Below are 19360 nucleotides of genomic sequence, written 5' to 3' on the forward strand. Positions count from 1 at the left end.
CGACTTTTAATTACTTTTGTTTCTAAACTCATTTCTGACTTTTTAAAGGGTTAAACTTTTTGTTTTTATTGCTTTACAAACTTAATCGTTTGCCCTTTAACTGTCAGATTTAATCTAAACTTTTACAAATAAAACGAATCAAAAACCTACATTTCAAAAGTGATTAATTCGGTGAGTAGCTGAATCTTGATTTCAGCAAATGTCGATAAATAAAGAGATTTAGAGAATAAGTGGTTTTACCTCACTTTCATTCCCTCCCAATATCTTATCTCTTGAAATATAGAAATAGGTATTCTCTTGTTTTAATATATTTTTAAGAACATATTGATTAAAATAATTTAATTCAATTTGTGTTGGCCGATTATAGTCTCTTAAATTCTTATGATCCTGATATTTTAAAATATGTTCAAACATCCTGTTTCGAAAATAAGAATTTACTTTTCTTTCATTTGCAGAATAGTCCAATGTGTATCGTATGGAAGAATTAATAGTATAATAAATTAAGGCATATGCTTTTGATATAGGGAATGCAGGCAACAGCTGGTCAACTATTTGTTCAATAATTTGATCATCAATACTTATTTTTAAATATTTTTTTGACTGAAAATCAATATATTTCTTAACTTCGGAATAATAAATTTCTTTCCATAATGCCTTTTTATCTTCTAAAGTATAAGATCTTTCTTTAATAATTGTAATTAGTTCAGAAAGTGTAAATAAAACACCAGGTGACTTATTAATATTGAGAATCCAATTAATTTTTAAAGATTCTATTGTGGGTAATGATCTATTTGATGAATATATCGCCCCATAAGAGTCAAAATAATATATATCGGGAATTAGAATTTTTCTGTCGATAAAATTATTTATTATTGAATAATACTCGCCAGAAATTCTATGGAGTTGAAATCTATTTTGCCTAAAATTAAAGAAATTTAATAAATTAGTAACTTTTGAATAAGACTGAAAAAGCAATACAAGATGAATTTCATCATAAATACTTAGATCATTTAAGGTATAGTTCAAATTATAGTGTTCGACATAGTGTATATTCCAAAGAATTTGTAGATTTCTTGTCCTCTCTTCATTCTTTATTTTCATTTTATTAGCACATTGTTCACAGTTACAATCTCCCGAATTATCATGCTGGCATTTTATACATAACTTAAATTCACTAACTCTACTTCCTATTCTTTTTACTTTAATGTAGATCGGAATATTACAATATTCACAAACTTCATCACTTAACTTAAAAGGTAATTGCTTAAAGAAGCTATTTAATTTTACTAAACCATATTTCTTTTCAATATCCAAAACCTTAACCCCATTTTTATAATCCGTAATTATTGCTTCGATTTCATTTTCGGGCAAAGCATGTAGTAAAGATTTAGAATTTTCAAAATAATATTTTTCTAGTTCCATTTAAAAGTTTTAATTTATTTTTCAAGTCTATTTGTCTGGATAGCTAATACATTCAAAAAACATAAAAATTATTCTACTATTCTATAGTATTTAACAGACTTCATTTTAAATAATGATTAGCTTTTGAAAGTATATATTTTCGTCGATATCTGTTTAAAGTTTGAATGAACATTATATTAATAATAATAACTATAAGATTAGGATAATCTCTTATAGCCCTCCTATTTAAAGCTGTGATTCTGTTTATTATTAATTCTAGATATAATGACCTTCTAAATAAATATATCAACATTCATCAAGCATCATTCGAGATACTTCTATCTCCAACCCAATTCTGGGGCCACATGTTGTAAAATACTTGAAAGAACATGCACATTGTATTCAACGCCAAGTGTATTAGGAATGGTTAAGAGTAGTGTATCTGCCTCTGCAATAGTAGTATCTTCTGCCAACTGCTTGATAAGTTGATCCGGTTCAGCAGCATAACTACGCCCAAAAACAGCCTGACGGCCTTCCCCCAGCATTCCAATTTGGTCTTTGCTATTTGCATCTCTTCCAAAATACAAACGATCTGCATCGTTCGTTAATGCAAATATGGAACGGCTTACCGAAACTCTAGGTTCTCTTTGATGCCCAGCTTTTTTCCAAGCTTCTCTGTATTGCCGTATCATTTCTGTTTGCTGAACGTGCAAGGGTTCTCCACTTTCATCCATTTTTAAAGTGGATAGTTGGAGATACATTCCGTGTTCAGCCGCCCAAACTGCAGTAGCATTGGTAGCTGCCCCCCACCAGATACGTTCACGTAAACCTTCTGAGTATGGTTCTAAGCGTAATAATCCCGGTGGGTTGGGAAACATCGGATTAGGATTGGCAACAGCAAATCCTTTTCCTTCTAATTTTTCTAAAAATTCCAAGGCCTTACGACGTCCCATATCTATCTGTGTTTCTCCTTCTTTTGGTTCGTAGCCGAAATAACGCCAACCATCAATTACCTGTTCAGGCGAACCTCTACTAATTCCTAATTGTAGTCTTCCAGCTGAAATTAAGTCGGCAGCACCAGCATCTTCCACCATGTAAAGTGGATTTTCATAACGCATATCTATAACACCAGTTCCAATCTCGACGCTTTTTGTTTTTGCTCCAATTGCGGCTAAAAGAGGAAAAGGCGAGCCTAACTGTGCAGCAAAATGGTGCACACGGAAATTAACAGTATCTATACCTATTTCTTCTGCCGCTACTGACAAATCGATCGACTGCAATAAAGTATCACTTGCAGTTTTAGCCTGATAAGAAGGATGGTTTGACCAATGTCCGAAAGATAAAAATCCTATTTTTTTCATTTTTTATTCCTTTTTTAGAAATGTCATAAACATTCTCTTATAGTATCATGTAATTTAAACTTTATCTCTTTTGCCTATAACTGAAAATTTTACTCAAAGCATCTAATGCTTGCCATGGATGTCCTGATGCAATTTTTATCTGAGGATTTTTCTTTATAAATGCAGGAATAAGTATTTCCCTGCTCTGGGGGCCAACACCACCACCCAGCAAAACTCCGTCAAAATGGTATTTATTAAATATCTCCAAAGCCTGCTCATCTATGCTCTCTCCTTGAGCATCGTAACCATTTTCCTTAAGCATTTCTACAACACCTTGTAAGGTTTTTGGATCACGACCTATTACTAATATATTATTCTTTTTCATTTTGGATGGTATTTGGAATTCTTATGGATTATCTTTCTTCTCCATTCATCCACCTTCTGAGCATTACCCTATGTGCTGGAGTTTCTTGAATACCTCCGGCCAGAATGTCTAAGAACTTATCCCAAAGATTTTTCTTTTTTGAAGCTTCTTCTTTTAATTCATTATATGCCTGCATATATTCTTTTTCATATTTTACAGCCTCTTCCAATGAATAATCTAGAGGAATATGTTTTACGATATCCTTGGTCAGTTCGTCTATTTCTTCCGGTCTTAACTTTTCGATCATAGATAGTTTCGTATAGATAGTTTCAGCTATATCAAACAATTCTCCTACACTTTCTTTGATGTTTTTCCAAATTTCTTTCCATTGTTCAAGGTCATCAGCTACAAAAACGACTTCTCCCATCTTTCCCATTTCCGAAAACTTAACCTTGGTAATATCTGCATAATTTTTACCTTCTTTCCAAAAGCTAGAAAGACCATTGGTATCTTTATTTTGGAGTCTTTCATACATTGTCTCTAACAACTTGGTGATATGGGTGATATTGGACTTGATTTCATTTTTTTCTCTTACCCATATATCTGTCAAATTTTTTTGTAAAGCTATTTTAATTCCGGCTTCTTCTAATTTGGCAAGAATACTGTTGTGCAGTTTAGTAATTCTGTTTTTTTCATCAGAGATGTCAGAAACCATCTTACGGATTTTGACTACTAATTCTACTAATAAGCTTTGGTCATTATCTTCTTTCATATTGTTTGTTTTTAGGATTATACTGTTTGTAACTTTTGTTATTCACTATTTTTTAATGAAAAAATAAAGCCTTATAAAAATGCATTAGGTATTCTATAGAAATATCTAATGCATAAATCTTAATCTCACTTTAAGTTTACTTTTTAAATTATTAATCAGAATATGTAAAATACTGATTATCCTATGATCTATTACAAACTCTGGAGAAATAACTTCAAATTTTAATATTTTCGTCCTAATTTCTAAATTAATTTGCAATAAACTTTAATCCAGATAATCAGGTGTAAAAGAGATTTGTCCATATTTTTCATTCAGACTATCCAAACGTTTCACAAACTCAGGAGTAAACTCTGGTACTGCCAAAAACTCTTCGGCCTGAACGGGCTCACCTAACTCTTTGAAGAATTCGTCTAACCCGGCAGGAGCAATAGTACAAATTACACGTGCAATTTTATCAGAGACATTTTTAAAACAGTGAATAGCTCCTCCTTTCGGTATATCAATAAAACCACCAACAGGTACATTTACCTGTCCTGATTCCGTCTTATAAAGTAGCTCTCCTTCCGTTACAAAAAATGTTTCATGAATATCAGGATGAGAATGCGGTACAGGACCTCCACCAGGAGGAACTAACATATCTATAACAGCATACTGACCATTGGTATCTTCTCCGGAAACAACTATTCTATAATTATCTCCCATTACTCCAAAGTGCTCTCCCTGATCTGGGGTTGTAACCTTAATATTTTTAGGGTAGGTTTTATTCGACATTAGTATTATAACTATTATTAATTTTGCTTACAGAATCATTATTTTTTTGAAGACCACATTTCTAACCTTATTTTATGGACAATAATTATCCAAAATATAATATATTATATCCGTGGTTTACCACTTAACTTATTTCTGATTTCCACTATACATTCCTCCATCATAATAAGGAGATTTCGTATCTGTGACAAATAGAACTAATTCAGCTCTGTCACTGGTTTGAAAACTAATGATTTCATCTTTTATAAAAATACTTTCTCCTTTGCCTAATTCTATGTTATCGTTTACTACCATACTGCCCTGAAAAACATATAACAGACAATGAAATTCTTTATTAACTTCCTCTGGAAGACTAAAAACTTTCCCTGGTGTAATCTGCATGTCATAAATCCATGTTTGACTACTGAGTTCCAAAACAGTTTTCGATTTATCAGGAGAGGCTATTAGACGCCATTCATTTATACTGTGTACTTCTTCCAATTCCTGGAAAATAACCTCTGGTTGTGAATCTTTCTCTCCTGGACGGATGAATATCTGCAAACCTTCCTGTTCTTCAAGTATAGCCTCTTCGTGATAAAACATTTTACCTGCTTTCATCAACATTAGTTTTGTGGGGGTTATATACTCCGTAAATCCTTCCGAGTCAGTATGCTTTACTTTTCCACTACGGAAATAAGAAAGAATATCATCATTCACATGTGGATGCATTTTTATTACGGCTCCGCCTTGAATGTGTGCCTGATCAATCCTCCCTATACTGTAGTAACCAGTATCACTATCCGAAAGTTCTAATCCAGGATATAGTATCGAGATATGCTGATTCCCCAATTTCTTAGAGTTATCAATTTTTTTTAACATCTTCTTGCTTTTTTTAAAATTGACCAATTTTGGACATAACCTCTTCATAAACAATCTGTACAGCTTTCTGACCATCCTCTGTAGCCCAGCTATCAATTAATTCTCCAACCAACTGATTGATTGTAGTTGTACGAACTCCTCCCTTTTCCCAAGTTTGTTGAGCAATTTCATCAGCAATTTGAGTAGGGGAGCCTCCTGCATCGATCACAACCTGTACATCAAATCCCTCATCTACCATAGAACGAGATGGAAAAACAATACATACATCATGTGTAAGACCTGCCATAATCACATTTTTTCTACCTCCAGCGGCCTCCAATACTGCCTTTTTGTAATTCTCATCATTCCATGCATTGGTTATTCCTTCTCTTTTTATTCTGGCTGCATATTCCACAGGTAAAATTTCCTGTAATTCCGGCAATAATAATCCTTGTGCCTGTGTTTCCTGACTACTTGTTAAAACAATTGGGATACCTAGTGCTTTACCTAACTTCGCAAGAGCTACTGTTCGGCTGATAATCATTTCTTTTGGACGGCTTACAGACCATCCTAGTGTACCAACTTGATGGTCTATTAATAATATAATCGTATCGTTTTTTGTGAAATTTTTCATTTTATTAGAGATTTTAATTATTCTATATTCGAAATTAATCCTAATACTTTACATTTGCAAGTAGTTACATAAATGTACAGTAATAACAAAAAGTAAAGCATTGAATAAATTTAAGGGTCTCAACAGATGAAAAAAAATGTTAAAATTGAATTTAAGTGTGTTCTGAAAGATGTATTAGAAATTTTAGGAGGTAAATGGGCGATTCCAATTATATATGTTTTATTTGATGGTACCAAACGTTTTAAAGAACTGGAACGCAATATTCCCAACATAAATACTCGTATGTTAGTCAAGGAGCTTAAAAAATTAGAAGCAGCCAATATTATATCCCGAAAAGCATATCCCACTGTTCCACCAACCGTAGAGTATTCATTAACCGTGAAAGGAAAAAAACTACAGCCTATCATTTTAAGCTTATATAAATGGGGGGAAGAGAATGTGGATTTATAACAAAAAACTAATATCAACTGTATCTTTGGACAAAAACATCTTCCCATTTTTAGTATTCAACCAAATATAATATAGTGTTGGATTTTCATCTTTGGTCAGTACTTTGTACATTGGAATATAATTTCTTAAATTAGAAATACTTAAAAAAATAAAGAAAACAGTATTTCTATATTATATATGGCATATTCAAATGGATTGGAAAACTGAATTTTTCAATTATATCTTTCAATATAAATTGCATGAGCATTTTATTAAATATAGACCTATAAAACCCTAATTTCTTCACTCAATGGTAAGGTAGAAAGAACTCAGCAAACTAATAAATATTAGACTTATCCTTTAGACGGCATTACAGTAAAAAGATTATTAATAAAAGAAATCATACAAAAATATCGTTGAAGACTATTTGACAAAAAATACAGCCAATATATTGGCTGTATTTTTTTAAGATAAAAATTGATACTAAGTCTTCAAGCAATATCTAACAATTAGCAGTTAGTAATGTTTTTAAGGAAGTCATATCTTCACTTACTTTCTTATCCAAAATTTTAGCATAGTGTTGAGTGGTTTTAATGCTTTTATGTCCCAGCATTTTACTTACACTTTCCATAGAAACATTATTTCCTAAAGTCACTGTCGTTGCAAATGTATGGCGTGCCACATGAAACGTAAGTTTCTTTGTAATTCCACAAGTCTCAGCAATTGTTTTCAAATACTCATTAACTTTTTGATTGGTATACATTGGAAGTAACCTTTCCGAATTTGTCGTTAAAGGATGGTTTTCATATTTTCTTAGTATTTCTTCAGCTATTGGAAGTAAGGGAATATTCGATACTGTATGAGTCTTTTGTCTATGAGTCATTATCCATAAATTACCATCTATTCCTGTAGAAATATGGCTTTTTGTCAGATTATGAATATCAATATATGCCAATCCTGTATAACAGCTAAAAATAAAAATGTCACGAACTAAATTTAAGCCCTGACCTGCAAAGTCTTTATCCTGAATAGATTTAATTTCTTCTTGTGTCAGGAAATTTGTGGCTACTTCATTGAATTTTCCTTTGTAATACACCACTAAATCTTTTTCAATCCAAGTATTCTGATAGCATATTTTGAGAATCTTTGCTAAATTCTTGGTATGTTTTACTGTGGAATTGTTATTACATTTTACTACAGTACGAAGAAAGAAATCAAAATCATTCAAAAAAGCAGGTTCAATTTTTTTAATATTAATATCAGATTTTTTATAAAAACTCCATAGGAACTGTTTTAAATGAGCCAAACAAGTTTTGAAATTTTTAAGAGTTGCTAGTGCATAATCTTTTCCAATTAATTTTTTCATCCTATCATTATGATCTTGGAAGATAGGAATCAAATGACGTTCTGTTTCTTGTCTTCCAGTTAAAAGATTCCTCACATCGGTAGCCTCGAAAGATTCTCCTGATAAAGTAAGATTGCGTTCGATTTCAAGGATTTTAGACGATAACACATCAAAATACTTATTGATAGTACGAGCCTCCTCAGAATTGCCTTTTATACGGCTTATTTCTGGGTTCCATTTAGAAAGATCTACGTTTTTACCTGTAGAGAATTCTGAACGTTTTCCATTAACAGTAATTCGTAAATAAACTGGAACTTGTAAATTGCTTTTCGCTTTGGATTTTTTAGCATAGAACAATACTGAAATTTTAGTTTTCATAATAATGACTTTTAAAGGTTAAAATAATTCCCAGAGACCCATTAATCAAGATATTCGATTATTGAACAGCCTTTCTGATGGGACTTTCAGAGAAATTCGGTTACCTAAAAAAGTCTAAATGCAGGGGTCACCGAAAAGGGCACCTTTACTTTGTGAGAAAATAGCTTATTTTGATATACTAATCAAAATAAAAACCCCTCAAATCATACAATTTGAGGGGTTTTGTTAGAAATCATCCAATTTCTTGTGGTTTCTCCAGGAATCGAACCAGGGACACATGGATTTTCAATCCATTGCTCTACCAACTGAGCTAAGAAACCATATATTTAGTATTGACTTACTTCGTTGTTTTAAAGTGATGCAAAAGTATAGCATTTTGTAATATCTTGCAAGTTTTTGTGCAATTTTTTTGAAAAAAAATACAGTGGTTGGAAGTGGGGATGTGATAATTGTTTGTTTATCAGTGTTTCAATGTTATTTTGTGTTTACTTTAATAAGTGCCAAAATGTATCTTCCGTTCCCAAAAGAGTTCCTTTCTTTAAAAACTGCTTTGGTGAATGATTGGTGAAATTCCCGAACATCTTATTAAAATGTGCCTGATCACTGAAATTATATTCATGAGCAAGAGAAGTGAAATTCTGGTCAGGGTTATCTGAAAGCTTATGTTGTAAAGTTTTCCTGAAAAGAACAATTTTCTGAAACTTTTGTACAGAAATACCGAAAATAGATTTAAAAACTCTCGTAAGGTGTCTCCGGCTTATCTGTAATTTTTCCGCTAAATCTTCTACCGAAAGCCCCTCCGGAGTATCAAAAATATATTGAACTGCTTCACTTATCAAATCATTTCTGTATTCTCTATAACGAATAGAAAGAGATTGGTCCAATAGAGTGCAGAGCGCTTCTGTATTATCGGTTTTAAATAAAAGATCAAGCTCAGAAGGAGTGAAAAATGCAAAATCTCTTATGAAATCATTAAAATCAAGCTCACGATAAAATTGATGAATTCCCAACGGATCAAATACAACCACAATACGATGAATGGAACCTGCTTGTTTCACATGTAAGATGTTTTCCCTTATAGGAGTAAAGATCTGAAGCGGAATCCCTTTTTCTTCATATTGAATGGTGCCATCAGAAACCCTCTGATGAGATTTGTAAAGAGAAATAGAGTTATTAAAATGAGGAAAACATTCAAATTCTCTGAGAATATTATCCGGTTTGATCTCCAGATAATAATAACTTACATATTTTGAAACCACCGGATCCTGTGGTTTAAATGTTTTAAAAGTCTCTGTCATTTCTGAAAAAAAAATTCCCAATCTAAGTAAAACTCACATGGTTTTTTGTTGAATTATTGTGAAACAACATTTTTACTGTAAAAAGTAATGTTATAAGATGTGTCAGTACTTCCAGGAAATTTTACTTCACAAAGTTTAGCAAAATATTCTTTTGATTGGTAAGATGAGCAATCATCTCTGTCGCTGTGTGTAGATTCTAGAAACTGGAATCCTGTTTTATTTATTTCATTCCGTATACTCTCAAAATTACTCATATTTTCAGGAACATAAGATAAGACAACACTTTGGTTGTCTAATACACGCATAACGACCATTGTTCGGCTTAGTTTTCCTTTTTCATAATAAACCTGCTTTGTGCCATCTCCGGTTGTTCTTTCCTCTCTGAAAGTGTAACCTTTATTTTGGATATGTTCAATATTTTTATTGATTTTGTTATTTGCTAAAAAAGTAAGGTCATTATAAGTGAGTTGCGCCATGCAAAATAAAGGAGATACTAAAAAAAGAATGATAAAGTTTTTCATAAAAATAGAAAATTAAAAGTTTTTATGGATAATAATCTTTACCTAAAAACATTGAAATTGTTTTTGGTGATAATCTCATTTCAAGGGCAGTTTATTGATTCTGCTTTTGTTGAGTTTCCCAAATTTAAAAGTTTTTTTTGAATAAAAAGCTAGAAAAAAATACAGAATCATTCCGAAATATCATAATATTTATCATGTGAAACGATGTGAAAAAGAATATTTTTTTTGTTCTTTGATTTTTTAATTAACTTGCAGAGATAAAAATTAATAATGCGTCTTTTAACATTAGAAGATCTTAGAGATATCTATATCAAATTCCATCAAAGAGGTCTCCCTTTTCTTTTTTCCAAATTAAAAATAGACTCTTTTCAAAGGACAAAAAGTGCTTTTAATGAAAAAGAAATTAAAGCAGCCAATTTCTGGAATATTCCTGAAATTAGATTAAGATGGAATGAATTGGTTACAGGAAATCCTGATACTACCTACGAAGAATATCTCAGTGAAAATTATTTTCAGGATGCAGCAGAGGTAAAAGTACTGGCGCTCGGTTCAGGAGTGTGTAGTCATGAACTTCGTTTAGCCGAACTCAACCCTCATTGGAAAGTAGAATGTTTTGACTTTTCAGACCAACTTCTGTCTATCGCTGATGAAATTGCAAAAGGTAAGGATTTACATAACATTTCTTTTCATGCGGAAAATATTCTGAAATATAATTTTGAGCCTGGAAAATATGATATCGTCTTTTTTCATGCTTCTTTACACCATTTTGAGAATATTTTTCAGTTTTTAAAAGAAGTAGTCATTAAAAGTTTAAAACCTGACGGCTGCTTAATCATTAATGAATTTGTAGGAAAGAATAGACTTCAGTATTCAAAAAAGCAAATTCAATATATCAATAAAGCTTTACAGATTATTCCTAAGCCATATAAGAGAATATATAAAACTAATCTTTATAAAAACAGTTATTACGGAAGTGGTGTTGTAAGGATGATTATTGCTGATCCTTCCGAATGTGTAGATTCAGAAAGTATTATTCCTGCTATTCATGAATATTTTGAAACCGTGGAAGAAAAGGCAATAGGAAATAACCTGCTTCAGAGTGTATTTAAAGACATCGCCCATCATTTTGTAGGGAATGAGTCAAATGTGGAAAAACAAAGGATTTTAAAGGCTGTTTTTCAATTGGAAGATGATTTCTTAAAAAACAACCCAAGTGATTTTGTATTTGGAATATATAGAGTAAAAGGAACAAAATAATGTTCATCACATACAAATAAAAAAGCCTCTGAGTAATCAGAGGCTTTTTTAGTGGTTTCTCCAGGAATCGAACCAGGGACACATGGATTTTCAATCCATTGCTCTACCAACTGAGCTAAGAAACCATTATATTTTTGTTTGTCTTACTTCGTTATTTTTAAAGTGATGCAAAAGTAATACATTTTTGTATTCGAACCAATTCTTTTAGGTATTTTTATTTTTCAGATCATAAGTTTTGATGCTAAAGATAAGAGTAACAGACCATAAAATTTTCCAGGATTTAGAAATTCTATTTAGAAGTTAATATATTTTGTAACGAAGGTATGCTTTATTTAAAGATTGAAATCTTTTTATTAAAAAACAAAAAAACCTCTGAATAATCAGAGGTTTTAAAGTGGTTTCTCCAGGAATCGAACCAGGGACACATGGATTTTCAATCCATTGCTCTACCAACTGAGCTAAGAAACCATTATATTTTTGTTTGTCTTACTTCGTTGTTTTAAAGTGATGCAAAAGTACTATGTTTTACTATACAAAGCAAGTATTCATCGTACTTTTTTTACTTTTGTTAAAAAACTTATTGATTATCAGTCTGATTATTTTCCTGCTCTTTTCTGATCTGCTCACTCATCTCTTCCAGTACAGGTTTAATCGTGCTTTCCGGAAGATCACTGATTCTGATATACATCAATCCGTCAATCGCATCATTAAAATTCGGGTCAACATTGAAAGCTATCACTTTAGCGTTTTGCTTGATGTATTTTTTTATCAAAACTGGTAATCTTAATTCCGGTTCAAGATCATCAATAATCTTATCCAGCTTGTTAAGATCAGATTCCATTTCTTCAAAGAAAAGGCTTTTATCCCTATCGCGAAGTTTTACCTTGTATTCATTTCTCGGAGTGATATACTGAGCTACTGCAGAGTCAAAATAATTGGAACGCATAAACTCGATCATCAGAGACTTTGAGAACTCTGAAAACTTATTGGAAATACTTACACCTCCCATCAGGAATTTATGGTCCGGATTTCTCAGGCAGACATGTACGATTCCTCTCCATAAAAGGAAAAGAGGAAGAGGTTTCTGCTGATATTCCTGGCAGATATAAGCACGTCCCATTTCAATTACCTTTTTGAAGAAAGGGTGAATGTCCTGTTCAAATTCAAACAAAGAGCTTGTATAAAAACCTTTAACACCATATTTTTTCATTACCTCTCTACCTAATGCCATTCTATAGGCACCAGCCAGTTTTTTCTCACCATTATCCCAAAGGAAAAGGTGATGGTAATGCTTGTCGTACTCATCAAGGTCAAACGGAAGATTACTTCCTTCACCTACAGCACGGAATGTCAATTCTCTCTGACGCCCGATTTCCCTCATAATAGAAGGAATTTCTTCGTAAGTAGTGAAGTAAATTTCATAGTTACCATTGCTGAATAACATCTTATCTGTACCTCTCAGCTTGTCAACATCTTTTACAATATCTTCCAGCGGAGTTTCGTCAATAATATTCTGAACAATATTTTCTTCCTTTAATAAAGGAAATTTTACAGATAAATTCTGAAGATTGATGCTTTGAGCAAGAGATTTTCTCTTTTCATAGTAAGATTTCATCATGTAAACCTTACGTTTCAGAAACTCACCAAGCTCTTCAATAGTTTCCATCTCATCCATTGCCTTTACGGTAATCGGTCTTCCGATTCTGATTCTGATAGGTTTTTCCCTGTCATTCATCATTTCAGCCGGAAGCATCAATGTTTGTAAACTCGGATGGAGTTTTGCTATCTGATAAAACAAGCGACTGTTTTTCGCATGAAAATACATAGGAACTACCGGTACTTTAGCCATTCTGATAAGCTTAAGTGCCGTTTTTTCCCATTCTTTATCTAAAATTTCTCCGTAAGGATTGTTCTTGTTAGAAACTTCTCCCGCCGGAAAAATGCCTACGCAGCCTCCGTTTTGTAAATGCTTGAGCGTTTCACGCATTCCTGAAGAGCTGCTGTATGCTTCTTTTCTGTTTTCAAAAGGATTTACAGCAATTACGAAAGGCTCCATAGGTTTTATTTTTTCCAAAAGGAAATTACCCATTACCTTAAAATCCGGACGAACCTCCGATAAGATCTTGCACATCAGAATTCCGTCAATGGCACCCAGCGGATGATTAGAAACCAAAACAAAAGGTCCTGTTTTCGGAATTTTTGCCAGATCTTCTTCAAAAGCTACATAGCTTAAGTTTCTTTCTCTTACAAATGAGTCGAAAAAGTCTTTGCCTTCCTTATCTTTTAATTTGTCGTATAATTTATTTACTTCGTTTATTTTGGCAATGCTCATCACGGCAGATGCTACTGGATTCTTTAGAAATCCAATTTTACTTAAGCCGGAAGCTTTGATCAGATCGTTTTTCGAAATTAAACTCATGTGTGTTTAGTCGCAATTAATATTATTGTGTTACCATTTGAAGCGTATTCTTAGAAATTTGTTCCAATAATACATTTTTTTCGTGGTAAAATCTATCAATGTGATCCATCTTCGCATTTCTTACTGTGAATAAAGATACATTTTTAATTGCTTCAGTTTTAAAAATTTTTTGAAGCTCTTCATTAAGCTCTTCAATATGATTAAATTTATCCTCCAGACATAATGCCAAAGAAATAGCAGAATTCTGCATCAGGGAAACTTTGATTTTATACTTGGATAAATATCCGAATATTAAGCTCATATGATCTTCTGCAATGAAAGAGAAATCTCTGGTAGAAATTTTTAACAGAGCCTGATTTTCTTTTAAAATATAAGATTCTTCCTGTTGGTTTTTGTCTGAAGCGCCCACTTTTGTTCCTTCTTTTGTAGGGTCCACGAAGGATTTAACATAGAAAGGGATGTTTTTTTGTTGTAATGGCTGTAATGTTTTCGGGTGGATAACACTTGCACCGTAATACGCCATTTCAATAGCTTCCTCGTAAGAAATATTAGAAAGAAGAGATACATCGCTGAATTTTCTTGGATCTCCGGTCATTACACCAGGTACATCCTTCCAGATTGTCATTGTTTCTGCGTTCAAACAATAAGCAAAAATAGCAGCAGAGTAGTCGGAACCTTCTCTTCCTAATGTTACGGTAAAGTTATTGTCGTCTGATCCTATGAAACCCTGAGTCACATAACAGATTTCAGGATTTAATCTTGAAATAAATTCTTCTGTTTTTGCCCAGTCTACAGTGCCTTCTCTGTAAGAGTTATCCGTTTTGATATAATCTCTTGCATCCAGCCACTGGTTGGTAAATTGAATTTCATTCAAATATTCACTTACAATTTTAGTAGAAATCATTTCTCCACAGCTTACGACCTGATCATAAACAAAGTTGTAATTGGGAGACTTGTTTCTTCTTAAAAAAGAATCAATGTCATCAAAGAATACATTAATTTCAGCAAAAACTGGATGATTTTCAGGAAACAGACCTTCCGCAATCTCGATGTGTTTTTGTTTTATCTTTTTAATTTCAGCCTGATAATTATCTTTCTTGAAATAAAGCTCTACCACCTTTTCCAATTCGTTTGTTGTTTTTCCCATTGCTGAAATGACCAACAAACATTTGGCGAATCCCTGGCTTTTTAGAACCATTGACACATTTTTTACGCTCTCAGCATCTCTGACAGACGCTCCACCAAACTTGAAAATTTTCATTAAATTGTTAAAAATAAAATTGTTAGATAAAAAATTACATGAGTTTTTTACGGACGTCAAAATTATAAATTTACAACGAGATATGAAATAGCCAAACTCTCTGATAGAATTAAGATTTCCTTAAAATAATCTAAATGTAGAAGGAAAGCAACATTGGAAATACTAAAGCTTGCTGGCTTGTAACACTCTAAGTAAAGATCTTTACGAATCTAATAATTAAAATGAAATGATGAAAAAAATACATTTTTTATGATATATTGATTAAAATCAGTTTGTTGTATTGTTTTGTGTAACCAGACTTTCAAATTTAAGTTGAGATTATTGTCTCAAATTGATTTTTAAATTTTTCATTCTTTTAGAACAGTAAATTTGTAGAAAGAATTAATAACATAACTTTAATATTATGTTGAGTTAAATGTGTATGATATTGATATACAACAGGTAATGTGTTTTGTAATTAAATTTTCTTAATGTGATAAATTTTCCGAAATTTGGGGAAAACGTAAAAAGAAAAATATGTCAAATCAGCCATTACAGACTTTAGGAGAATTTCTTATCGATAAACAGGACGATTTTCAGTATTCAACGGGTGAGTTTTCTCGTCTTTTGAGTGCAATAAGATTGGCTTCTAAAGTTGTAAACAGAGAAGTAAATAAAGCCGGAATTGTAGATATTACAGGAGCTGCAGGAAACCAGAATGTACAAGGTGAAGAACAGCAGAAACTAGATGTAATCGCTAATGATATTTTTATTACAGCTTTGTCTCAAAGAGAGGTGGTTTGTGGTATTGCTTCTGAGGAAAATGATAATTTCATTGATATTAAATGTGGTGAAAACGGACACCTGAGCAAATATGTTGTATTGATAGATCCTCTGGATGGTTCTTCAAATATTGACGTAAATGTTTCAGTGGGAACTATTTTCTCTATCTACAGAAGAGTTACTGAGCCGGGAACACCAGTACAGCTTGAAGACTTCTTACAAAAAGGAGTTAATCAGATTGCGGCAGGATATGTGATCTACGGATCTTCTACCATGATTGTTTATACAACAGGAAACGGAGTAAACGGATTTACATTAGACCCTTCTTTAGGAACATATTATCTTTCTCATCCGAATATGACCTTCCCAAAAACAGGTAAGATCTATTCTATTAATGAAGGAAACTATATTAAATTTCCTCAGGGAGTAAAGAATTATCTTAAATATTGCCAGATGGAAGAAGGAGACCGTCCGTACACTTCCAGATACATTGGTTCATTGGTAGCGGATTTCCATAGAAATATGCTGAAAGGAGGAATTTATATCTATCCATCTTATTCTCAGGCTCCAAACGGTAAATTAAGATTGTTATACGAATGTAATCCAATGGCTTTCCTTGCAGAACAGGCTGGAGGAAAAGCAACTGATGGTTTCAGAAGAATTCTGGAAGTAGAACCTACAGAACTTCACCAAAGAATTCCTTTCTTCTGTGGAAGCATTGATATGGTGGAGAAAGCAGAAGAATTTATGCGTATTGACAGCGTAAAATAAATGAAAGGATCATATTTTAAATATCTGTTAGAATTCAAACGCCCGAGTGGAACATCTCGTGGCGTTTTGCTTGATAAGGAAACCTTTATTCTTGAAATTTCGGAAAACGGAAGAAAAGGAATAGGAGAGTGTGCTATCTTCAGAGGATTAAGCTTTGATGACAGACCAGATTATGAAGATAAACTGAAGTGGCTTTGTGAGAATATTGCACAAAATCCGGAGATCTTAAAAGAAGAATTAAAAGATTTTCCGTCAATATGGTTTGGATATGAACAGGCAATTCAAAACTTAAAAAACGGAGATCATCTTTATTTTCCAAGCGAATTTACTGAAGCGAAAGCAGCTATTACAATTAACGGGCTGATCTGGATGGGAGATGTCGGTTATATGGAAGAACAGATTCAGGAAAAGCTGGAGAAAGGGTTTCATTGTATTAAGTTAAAGATTGGTGTTGATTGGAAGTCTGAGCACTTTATTCTTCAAAAGCTGAGAGAAAAATTCTCTAAAGAGCAACTTGAATTACGTGTGGATGCTAATGGAGGATTTAGTAAAGAAGAAGCAGTAACGGTTTTACAACAGTTGGCAGATTTACATATTCATTCTATAGAACAACCTATCAAAGCTGGGAACTGGAATGATATGGCTGAGCTATGTGCAGCAACTCCTACTCCTATTGCTTTGGATGAAGAATTGATAGGAATTACAGATCCAAAAGAAAAGAAAAAGCTTTTAGAGATTATTCAACCACAATATATTATTCTGAAACCTGCTCTGGTAGGTGGATTTGCAGGCTCTGATGAATGGATTGCGCTGGCAGAAGAACACAATATCGGTTGGTGGATTACTTCAGCATTGGAAAGTAATATTGGTTTGAATGCAATCGCTCAGTATACTTTCACTAAAAAAAATCCAATGCCTCAAGGATTAGGTACTGGAGCTTTATTTATCAATAATTTTGAATCCAGCTTAGATCTTCGAAATGAGCTGCTTTGGTTCAAAAAGTAAATAATGAATTAACAGGTTGGGTTATTTGAATGTTCCCAATCCCACTCTCTGCAGCATCTGGCTCTAGCATCCCAGTTGTTGCAGCCTATTGGGACTACAGGAATATTTCCTCCATTAATTGTTTTTAATTCTCTTTTTTCTAATTTTCTTAGATTTTTCATGATATAATATTTTGATGGGTTGATGAGTAAATATCGATATATTTTTTTAATTATACAATTTTAATAGTGTTTATGTTGTTGATATTGTGTTTGATATGTTCTTTTTGTAATTGAATGTGTGCTCAGAAATCATAAATTTAAAAATCTGAAAGTCTAAAAAATGTATTTAATTGATGAAGGTCATGAAAAGAAATCCCTGCAGTTATTGTAGGAATTTTTAATGGTATTTCGGGAGTGTTAAAGGATAAAGTAATTGTAGGGTCGGATATTAATAGTTTTATAAGTTGTTGTTTTATTTTAAATCACATCTTTTACGAAAATGGTCTTCTTTATATATTCTAGGATATAAGAAAACTTTTTTTTAATCTTTTTCATGATAAAAAAATTGTAATTCCCTGTTATTTGAGTTGGCAATCTTTATGCCATTTCTCAGGCTTGTTGTAACTTTAACATACGGTTCATTTTATAGTATTTTTTTAATGTATCATTAAGAAATAATTGTGAAAATATTTTCGTTATTCTTTATTCTATTGGTGATAAGATTCCGATCTATTCCATATAAATTTTGAAAAATATCGTTTTGTACCTGAGAACTGGAAAGATATCCCCAATGGTTTCCGATATCAAATTTTAATCCGGTTAGGATATCATCCTTTACAAAAGTACAATCGATGATAGATACAATATCTTTGTAAGGATCAAGGTTGCTGGGACCGTTTTTACCTAAACGTGGTGTAAGAATATTTTTGGTAAACTGGGAAATTCCCAGAATTGTATCCTGTCTGTTCAGATAAATAGAAACCCTATTGGCAAGCAAAGGAAGTTTATTAAATGACTCTTCCGAATCTTCAAAAACTTTATAAGTGACATCCGCATTGAGAAGTATTACCTGATCAATTACTCTTAGAATATTCTCTCTCTTAAGACTGTACAACATGCTTTGCAAAACCCTGTTTCCCATAGAATGAGCCATGATGTGAATCCTTTGGTTGCATGGAATAAGATCCCGATTGGAAAAAATATCCTTTAAAAATTGGGTATAGAAGTAAAATAATCTTAATAAGGAAGTTCCGGAATTGATGCTTGAAGCCTTATCATCAAAATACGTCAAAGGTACAATACTGCTTGAAGCAGGCCAGCTTACGAATAAAATATGTTCTACCGGAGATGCCGGATTATCAATGAATAATTTTTTAAGATCAATGATAGCCTTTAATTCATCATCAAAATCATAGGCATATCCATGAATAAATATCATTACATCACTTCTGTCTTTCGTGCCGGACATGTTTTTATACAGCTCATAAAACATTCTTTGAGTGCCCCCAAGATTATTAGCAGTAAGTGTTGATTTTTTTATTCCTTTTTCACTCAGAAGAACTTCAAGAACTTCTTCATAGCCTTGTTTTTCCGGCTCTGAGAAGAGTCTGTAATCTAAGATATTTCTGTTAGTATAATTTTTTGCTTTTCTGGCTTGTGCAGTGGGTTCTTTATAATGCTCAAAATCACATTTTGCAATCCTGAAATTAGGGATTGAATATTCATCATTGGAAAAAGAATCTACTTTTTCGCCTTTATGACGTATAATTTTCCGATTGCTTAAGATATAAACAGCCATATGGAATAATTTGGTA

General features: G+C 32.5%; 18 protein-coding genes and 3 tRNA genes. 4 read left to right on the forward strand and 17 right to left on the reverse strand.

What is annotated here, in order from left to right; all coding sequences use genetic code 11:
• Positions 1–219 precede the first annotated feature (219 nt).
• From BBI01_RS00005 to BBI01_RS00035, 7 genes are all read right to left on the reverse strand, one after another.
• Positions 220–1422, reverse strand: a complete 1203-nt coding sequence (locus BBI01_RS00005) for a hypothetical protein (protein ID WP_065392647.1) — start codon at positions 1420–1422, stop codon at positions 220–222.
• A 317-nt stretch (positions 1423–1739) separates the two neighbouring features.
• Positions 1740–2762: an LLM class flavin-dependent oxidoreductase gene (locus tag BBI01_RS00010; protein ID WP_065392648.1), complete on the reverse strand. Its 1023-nt coding sequence runs from the start codon at positions 2760–2762 to the stop codon at positions 1740–1742.
• A gap of 61 nt (positions 2763–2823) precedes the next feature.
• A complete protein-coding gene (locus BBI01_RS00015; RefSeq protein WP_065392649.1) occupies positions 2824–3126 on the reverse strand; it encodes an ANTAR domain-containing protein in 303 nt (100 codons plus the stop codon).
• Positions 3127–3154: 28 nt separating this feature from the next.
• Positions 3155–3877 carry a hypothetical protein gene (locus tag BBI01_RS00020; RefSeq protein WP_065392650.1) on the reverse strand — a complete coding sequence of 241 codons (723 nt, stop codon included), beginning with the start codon at positions 3875–3877 and terminating at the stop codon, positions 3155–3157.
• 264 nt (positions 3878–4141) lie between these two features.
• Positions 4142–4648 carry a cupin domain-containing protein gene (locus BBI01_RS00025; RefSeq protein ID WP_065392651.1) on the reverse strand — a complete coding sequence of 169 codons (507 nt, stop codon included), beginning with the start codon at positions 4646–4648 and terminating at the stop codon, positions 4142–4144.
• Between the two features lie 129 nt (positions 4649–4777).
• Positions 4778–5506, reverse strand: coding sequence for a pirin family protein (locus BBI01_RS00030; protein ID WP_065393312.1), 729 nt, complete (start codon positions 5504–5506; stop codon positions 4778–4780).
• Positions 5507–5519: 13 nt separating this feature from the next.
• Positions 5520–6119: an isochorismatase family protein gene (locus BBI01_RS00035; protein WP_065392652.1), complete on the reverse strand. Its 600-nt coding sequence runs from the start codon at positions 6117–6119 to the stop codon at positions 5520–5522.
• Between the two features lie 126 nt (positions 6120–6245).
• Between BBI01_RS00035 and BBI01_RS00040 the strand changes: the two genes are divergently transcribed.
• Positions 6246–6569, forward strand: coding sequence for a winged helix-turn-helix transcriptional regulator (locus BBI01_RS00040; RefSeq protein ID WP_065392653.1), 324 nt, complete (start codon positions 6246–6248; stop codon positions 6567–6569).
• 481 nt (positions 6570–7050) lie between these two features.
• On the opposite strand, the gene BBI01_RS00045 is transcribed toward BBI01_RS00040, so the two are convergent.
• The 4 genes from BBI01_RS00045 to BBI01_RS00060 all read right to left on the reverse strand — a co-directional run bounded on the left by BBI01_RS00045 (position 7051) and on the right by BBI01_RS00060 (position 10090).
• Positions 7051–8271 (reverse strand): site-specific integrase, encoded by a 1221-nt coding sequence (locus BBI01_RS00045; RefSeq protein WP_065392654.1) that lies wholly within the window; start codon positions 8269–8271, stop codon positions 7051–7053.
• Positions 8272–8518: 247 nt separating this feature from the next.
• Positions 8519–8591: transfer RNA gene (locus tag BBI01_RS00050), tRNA-Phe, on the reverse strand.
• A gap of 165 nt (positions 8592–8756) precedes the next feature.
• Positions 8757–9569, reverse strand: a complete 813-nt coding sequence (locus BBI01_RS00055) for a helix-turn-helix domain-containing protein (protein ID WP_065392655.1) — start codon at positions 9567–9569, stop codon at positions 8757–8759.
• Between the two features lie 53 nt (positions 9570–9622).
• The gene (locus BBI01_RS00060) at positions 9623–10090 is read right to left on the reverse strand and encodes a hypothetical protein (protein ID WP_123862035.1); all 468 of its coding nucleotides are present in this window, start codon (positions 10088–10090) and stop codon (positions 9623–9625) included.
• 270 nt (positions 10091–10360) lie between these two features.
• Here BBI01_RS00060 and BBI01_RS00065 point away from each other — a divergent pair, with 270 nt between their 5' ends.
• Entirely contained in the window at positions 10361–11347 is a 987-nt protein-coding gene (locus tag BBI01_RS00065; RefSeq protein WP_065392657.1) for a class I SAM-dependent methyltransferase, read from the forward strand.
• Positions 11348–11399: 52 nt separating this feature from the next.
• On the opposite strand, the gene BBI01_RS00070 is transcribed toward BBI01_RS00065, so the two are convergent.
• From BBI01_RS00070 to BBI01_RS00085, 4 genes are all read right to left on the reverse strand, one after another.
• Positions 11400–11472: transfer RNA gene (locus BBI01_RS00070), tRNA-Phe, on the reverse strand.
• 270 nt (positions 11473–11742) lie between these two features.
• Positions 11743–11815 (reverse strand) — tRNA-Phe (locus BBI01_RS00075).
• A gap of 109 nt (positions 11816–11924) precedes the next feature.
• Positions 11925–13766: a bifunctional lysophospholipid acyltransferase family protein/GNAT family N-acetyltransferase gene (locus tag BBI01_RS00080; protein ID WP_065392658.1), complete on the reverse strand. Its 1842-nt coding sequence runs from the start codon at positions 13764–13766 to the stop codon at positions 11925–11927.
• A 22-nt stretch (positions 13767–13788) separates the two neighbouring features.
• Positions 13789–15027: an aspartate kinase gene (locus tag BBI01_RS00085; RefSeq protein WP_065392659.1), complete on the reverse strand. Its 1239-nt coding sequence runs from the start codon at positions 15025–15027 to the stop codon at positions 13789–13791.
• 516 nt (positions 15028–15543) lie between these two features.
• Between BBI01_RS00085 and fbp the strand changes: the two genes are divergently transcribed.
• Positions 15544–16560: a class 1 fructose-bisphosphatase gene (fbp, locus tag BBI01_RS00090; protein ID WP_065392660.1), complete on the forward strand. Its 1017-nt coding sequence runs from the start codon at positions 15544–15546 to the stop codon at positions 16558–16560.
• Complete coding sequence (menC, locus tag BBI01_RS00095; RefSeq protein WP_065392661.1) at positions 16561–17565, forward strand: o-succinylbenzoate synthase; 1005 nt, start codon at positions 16561–16563, stop codon at positions 17563–17565.
• Positions 17566–17573: 8 nt separating this feature from the next.
• Here menC and BBI01_RS22625 read toward each other — a convergent pair whose 3' ends face one another.
• Together BBI01_RS22625 and BBI01_RS00100 are read right to left on the reverse strand one after the other, a co-directional pair.
• On the reverse strand, positions 17574–17726 hold the full coding sequence (locus tag BBI01_RS22625; protein WP_165602191.1) for a bacteriocin-like protein: 153 nt from the start codon (positions 17724–17726) through the stop codon (positions 17574–17576).
• Positions 17727–18213: 487 nt separating this feature from the next.
• Entirely contained in the window at positions 18214–19344 is a 1131-nt protein-coding gene (locus BBI01_RS00100; protein WP_065392662.1) for an alpha/beta hydrolase, read from the reverse strand.
• Positions 19345–19360: the final 16 nt, after the last annotated feature.

It is taken from the genome of Chryseobacterium artocarpi (assembly GCF_001684975.1).
In the GTDB taxonomy this organism is placed as follows: domain Bacteria; phylum Bacteroidota; class Bacteroidia; order Flavobacteriales; family Weeksellaceae; genus Chryseobacterium; species Chryseobacterium artocarpi.

Bases quoted from the DNA above. Each gene is read 5' to 3' on its own strand.
- BBI01_RS00005 (WP_065392647.1), bottom strand. From the start codon at position 1,422: ATGGAACTAGAAAAATATTATTTTGAAAATTCTAAATCTTTACTACAT.
- BBI01_RS00010 (WP_065392648.1), bottom strand. From the start codon at position 2,762: ATGAAAAAAATAGGATTTTTATCTTTCGGACATTGGTCAAACCATCCT.
- BBI01_RS00015 (WP_065392649.1), bottom strand. From the start codon at position 3,126: ATGAAAAAGAATAATATATTAGTAATAGGTCGTGATCCAAAAACCTTA.
- BBI01_RS00020 (WP_065392650.1), bottom strand. From the start codon at position 3,877: ATGAAAGAAGATAATGACCAAAGCTTATTAGTAGAATTAGTAGTCAAA.
- BBI01_RS00025 (WP_065392651.1), bottom strand. From the start codon at position 4,648: ATGTCGAATAAAACCTACCCTAAAAATATTAAGGTTACAACCCCAGAT.
- BBI01_RS00030 (WP_065393312.1), bottom strand. From the start codon at position 5,506: ATGTTAAAAAAAATTGATAACTCTAAGAAATTGGGGAATCAGCATATC.
- BBI01_RS00035 (WP_065392652.1), bottom strand. From the start codon at position 6,119: ATGAAAAATTTCACAAAAAACGATACGATTATATTATTAATAGACCAT.
- BBI01_RS00040 (WP_065392653.1), top strand. From the start codon at position 6,246: ATGAAAAAAAATGTTAAAATTGAATTTAAGTGTGTTCTGAAAGATGTA.
- BBI01_RS00045 (WP_065392654.1), bottom strand. From the start codon at position 8,271: ATGAAAACTAAAATTTCAGTATTGTTCTATGCTAAAAAATCCAAAGCG.
- BBI01_RS00055 (WP_065392655.1), bottom strand. From the start codon at position 9,569: ATGACAGAGACTTTTAAAACATTTAAACCACAGGATCCGGTGGTTTCA.
- BBI01_RS00060 (WP_123862035.1), bottom strand. From the start codon at position 10,090: ATGAAAAACTTTATCATTCTTTTTTTAGTATCTCCTTTATTTTGCATG.
- BBI01_RS00065 (WP_065392657.1), top strand. From the start codon at position 10,361: ATGCGTCTTTTAACATTAGAAGATCTTAGAGATATCTATATCAAATTC.
- BBI01_RS00080 (WP_065392658.1), bottom strand. From the start codon at position 13,766: ATGAGTTTAATTTCGAAAAACGATCTGATCAAAGCTTCCGGCTTAAGT.
- BBI01_RS00085 (WP_065392659.1), bottom strand. From the start codon at position 15,027: ATGAAAATTTTCAAGTTTGGTGGAGCGTCTGTCAGAGATGCTGAGAGC.
- fbp (WP_065392660.1), top strand. From the start codon at position 15,544: ATGTCAAATCAGCCATTACAGACTTTAGGAGAATTTCTTATCGATAAA.
- menC (WP_065392661.1), top strand. From the start codon at position 16,561: ATGAAAGGATCATATTTTAAATATCTGTTAGAATTCAAACGCCCGAGT.
- BBI01_RS22625 (WP_165602191.1), bottom strand. From the start codon at position 17,726: ATGAAAAATCTAAGAAAATTAGAAAAAAGAGAATTAAAAACAATTAAT.
- BBI01_RS00100 (WP_065392662.1), bottom strand. From the start codon at position 19,344: ATGGCTGTTTATATCTTAAGCAATCGGAAAATTATACGTCATAAAGGC.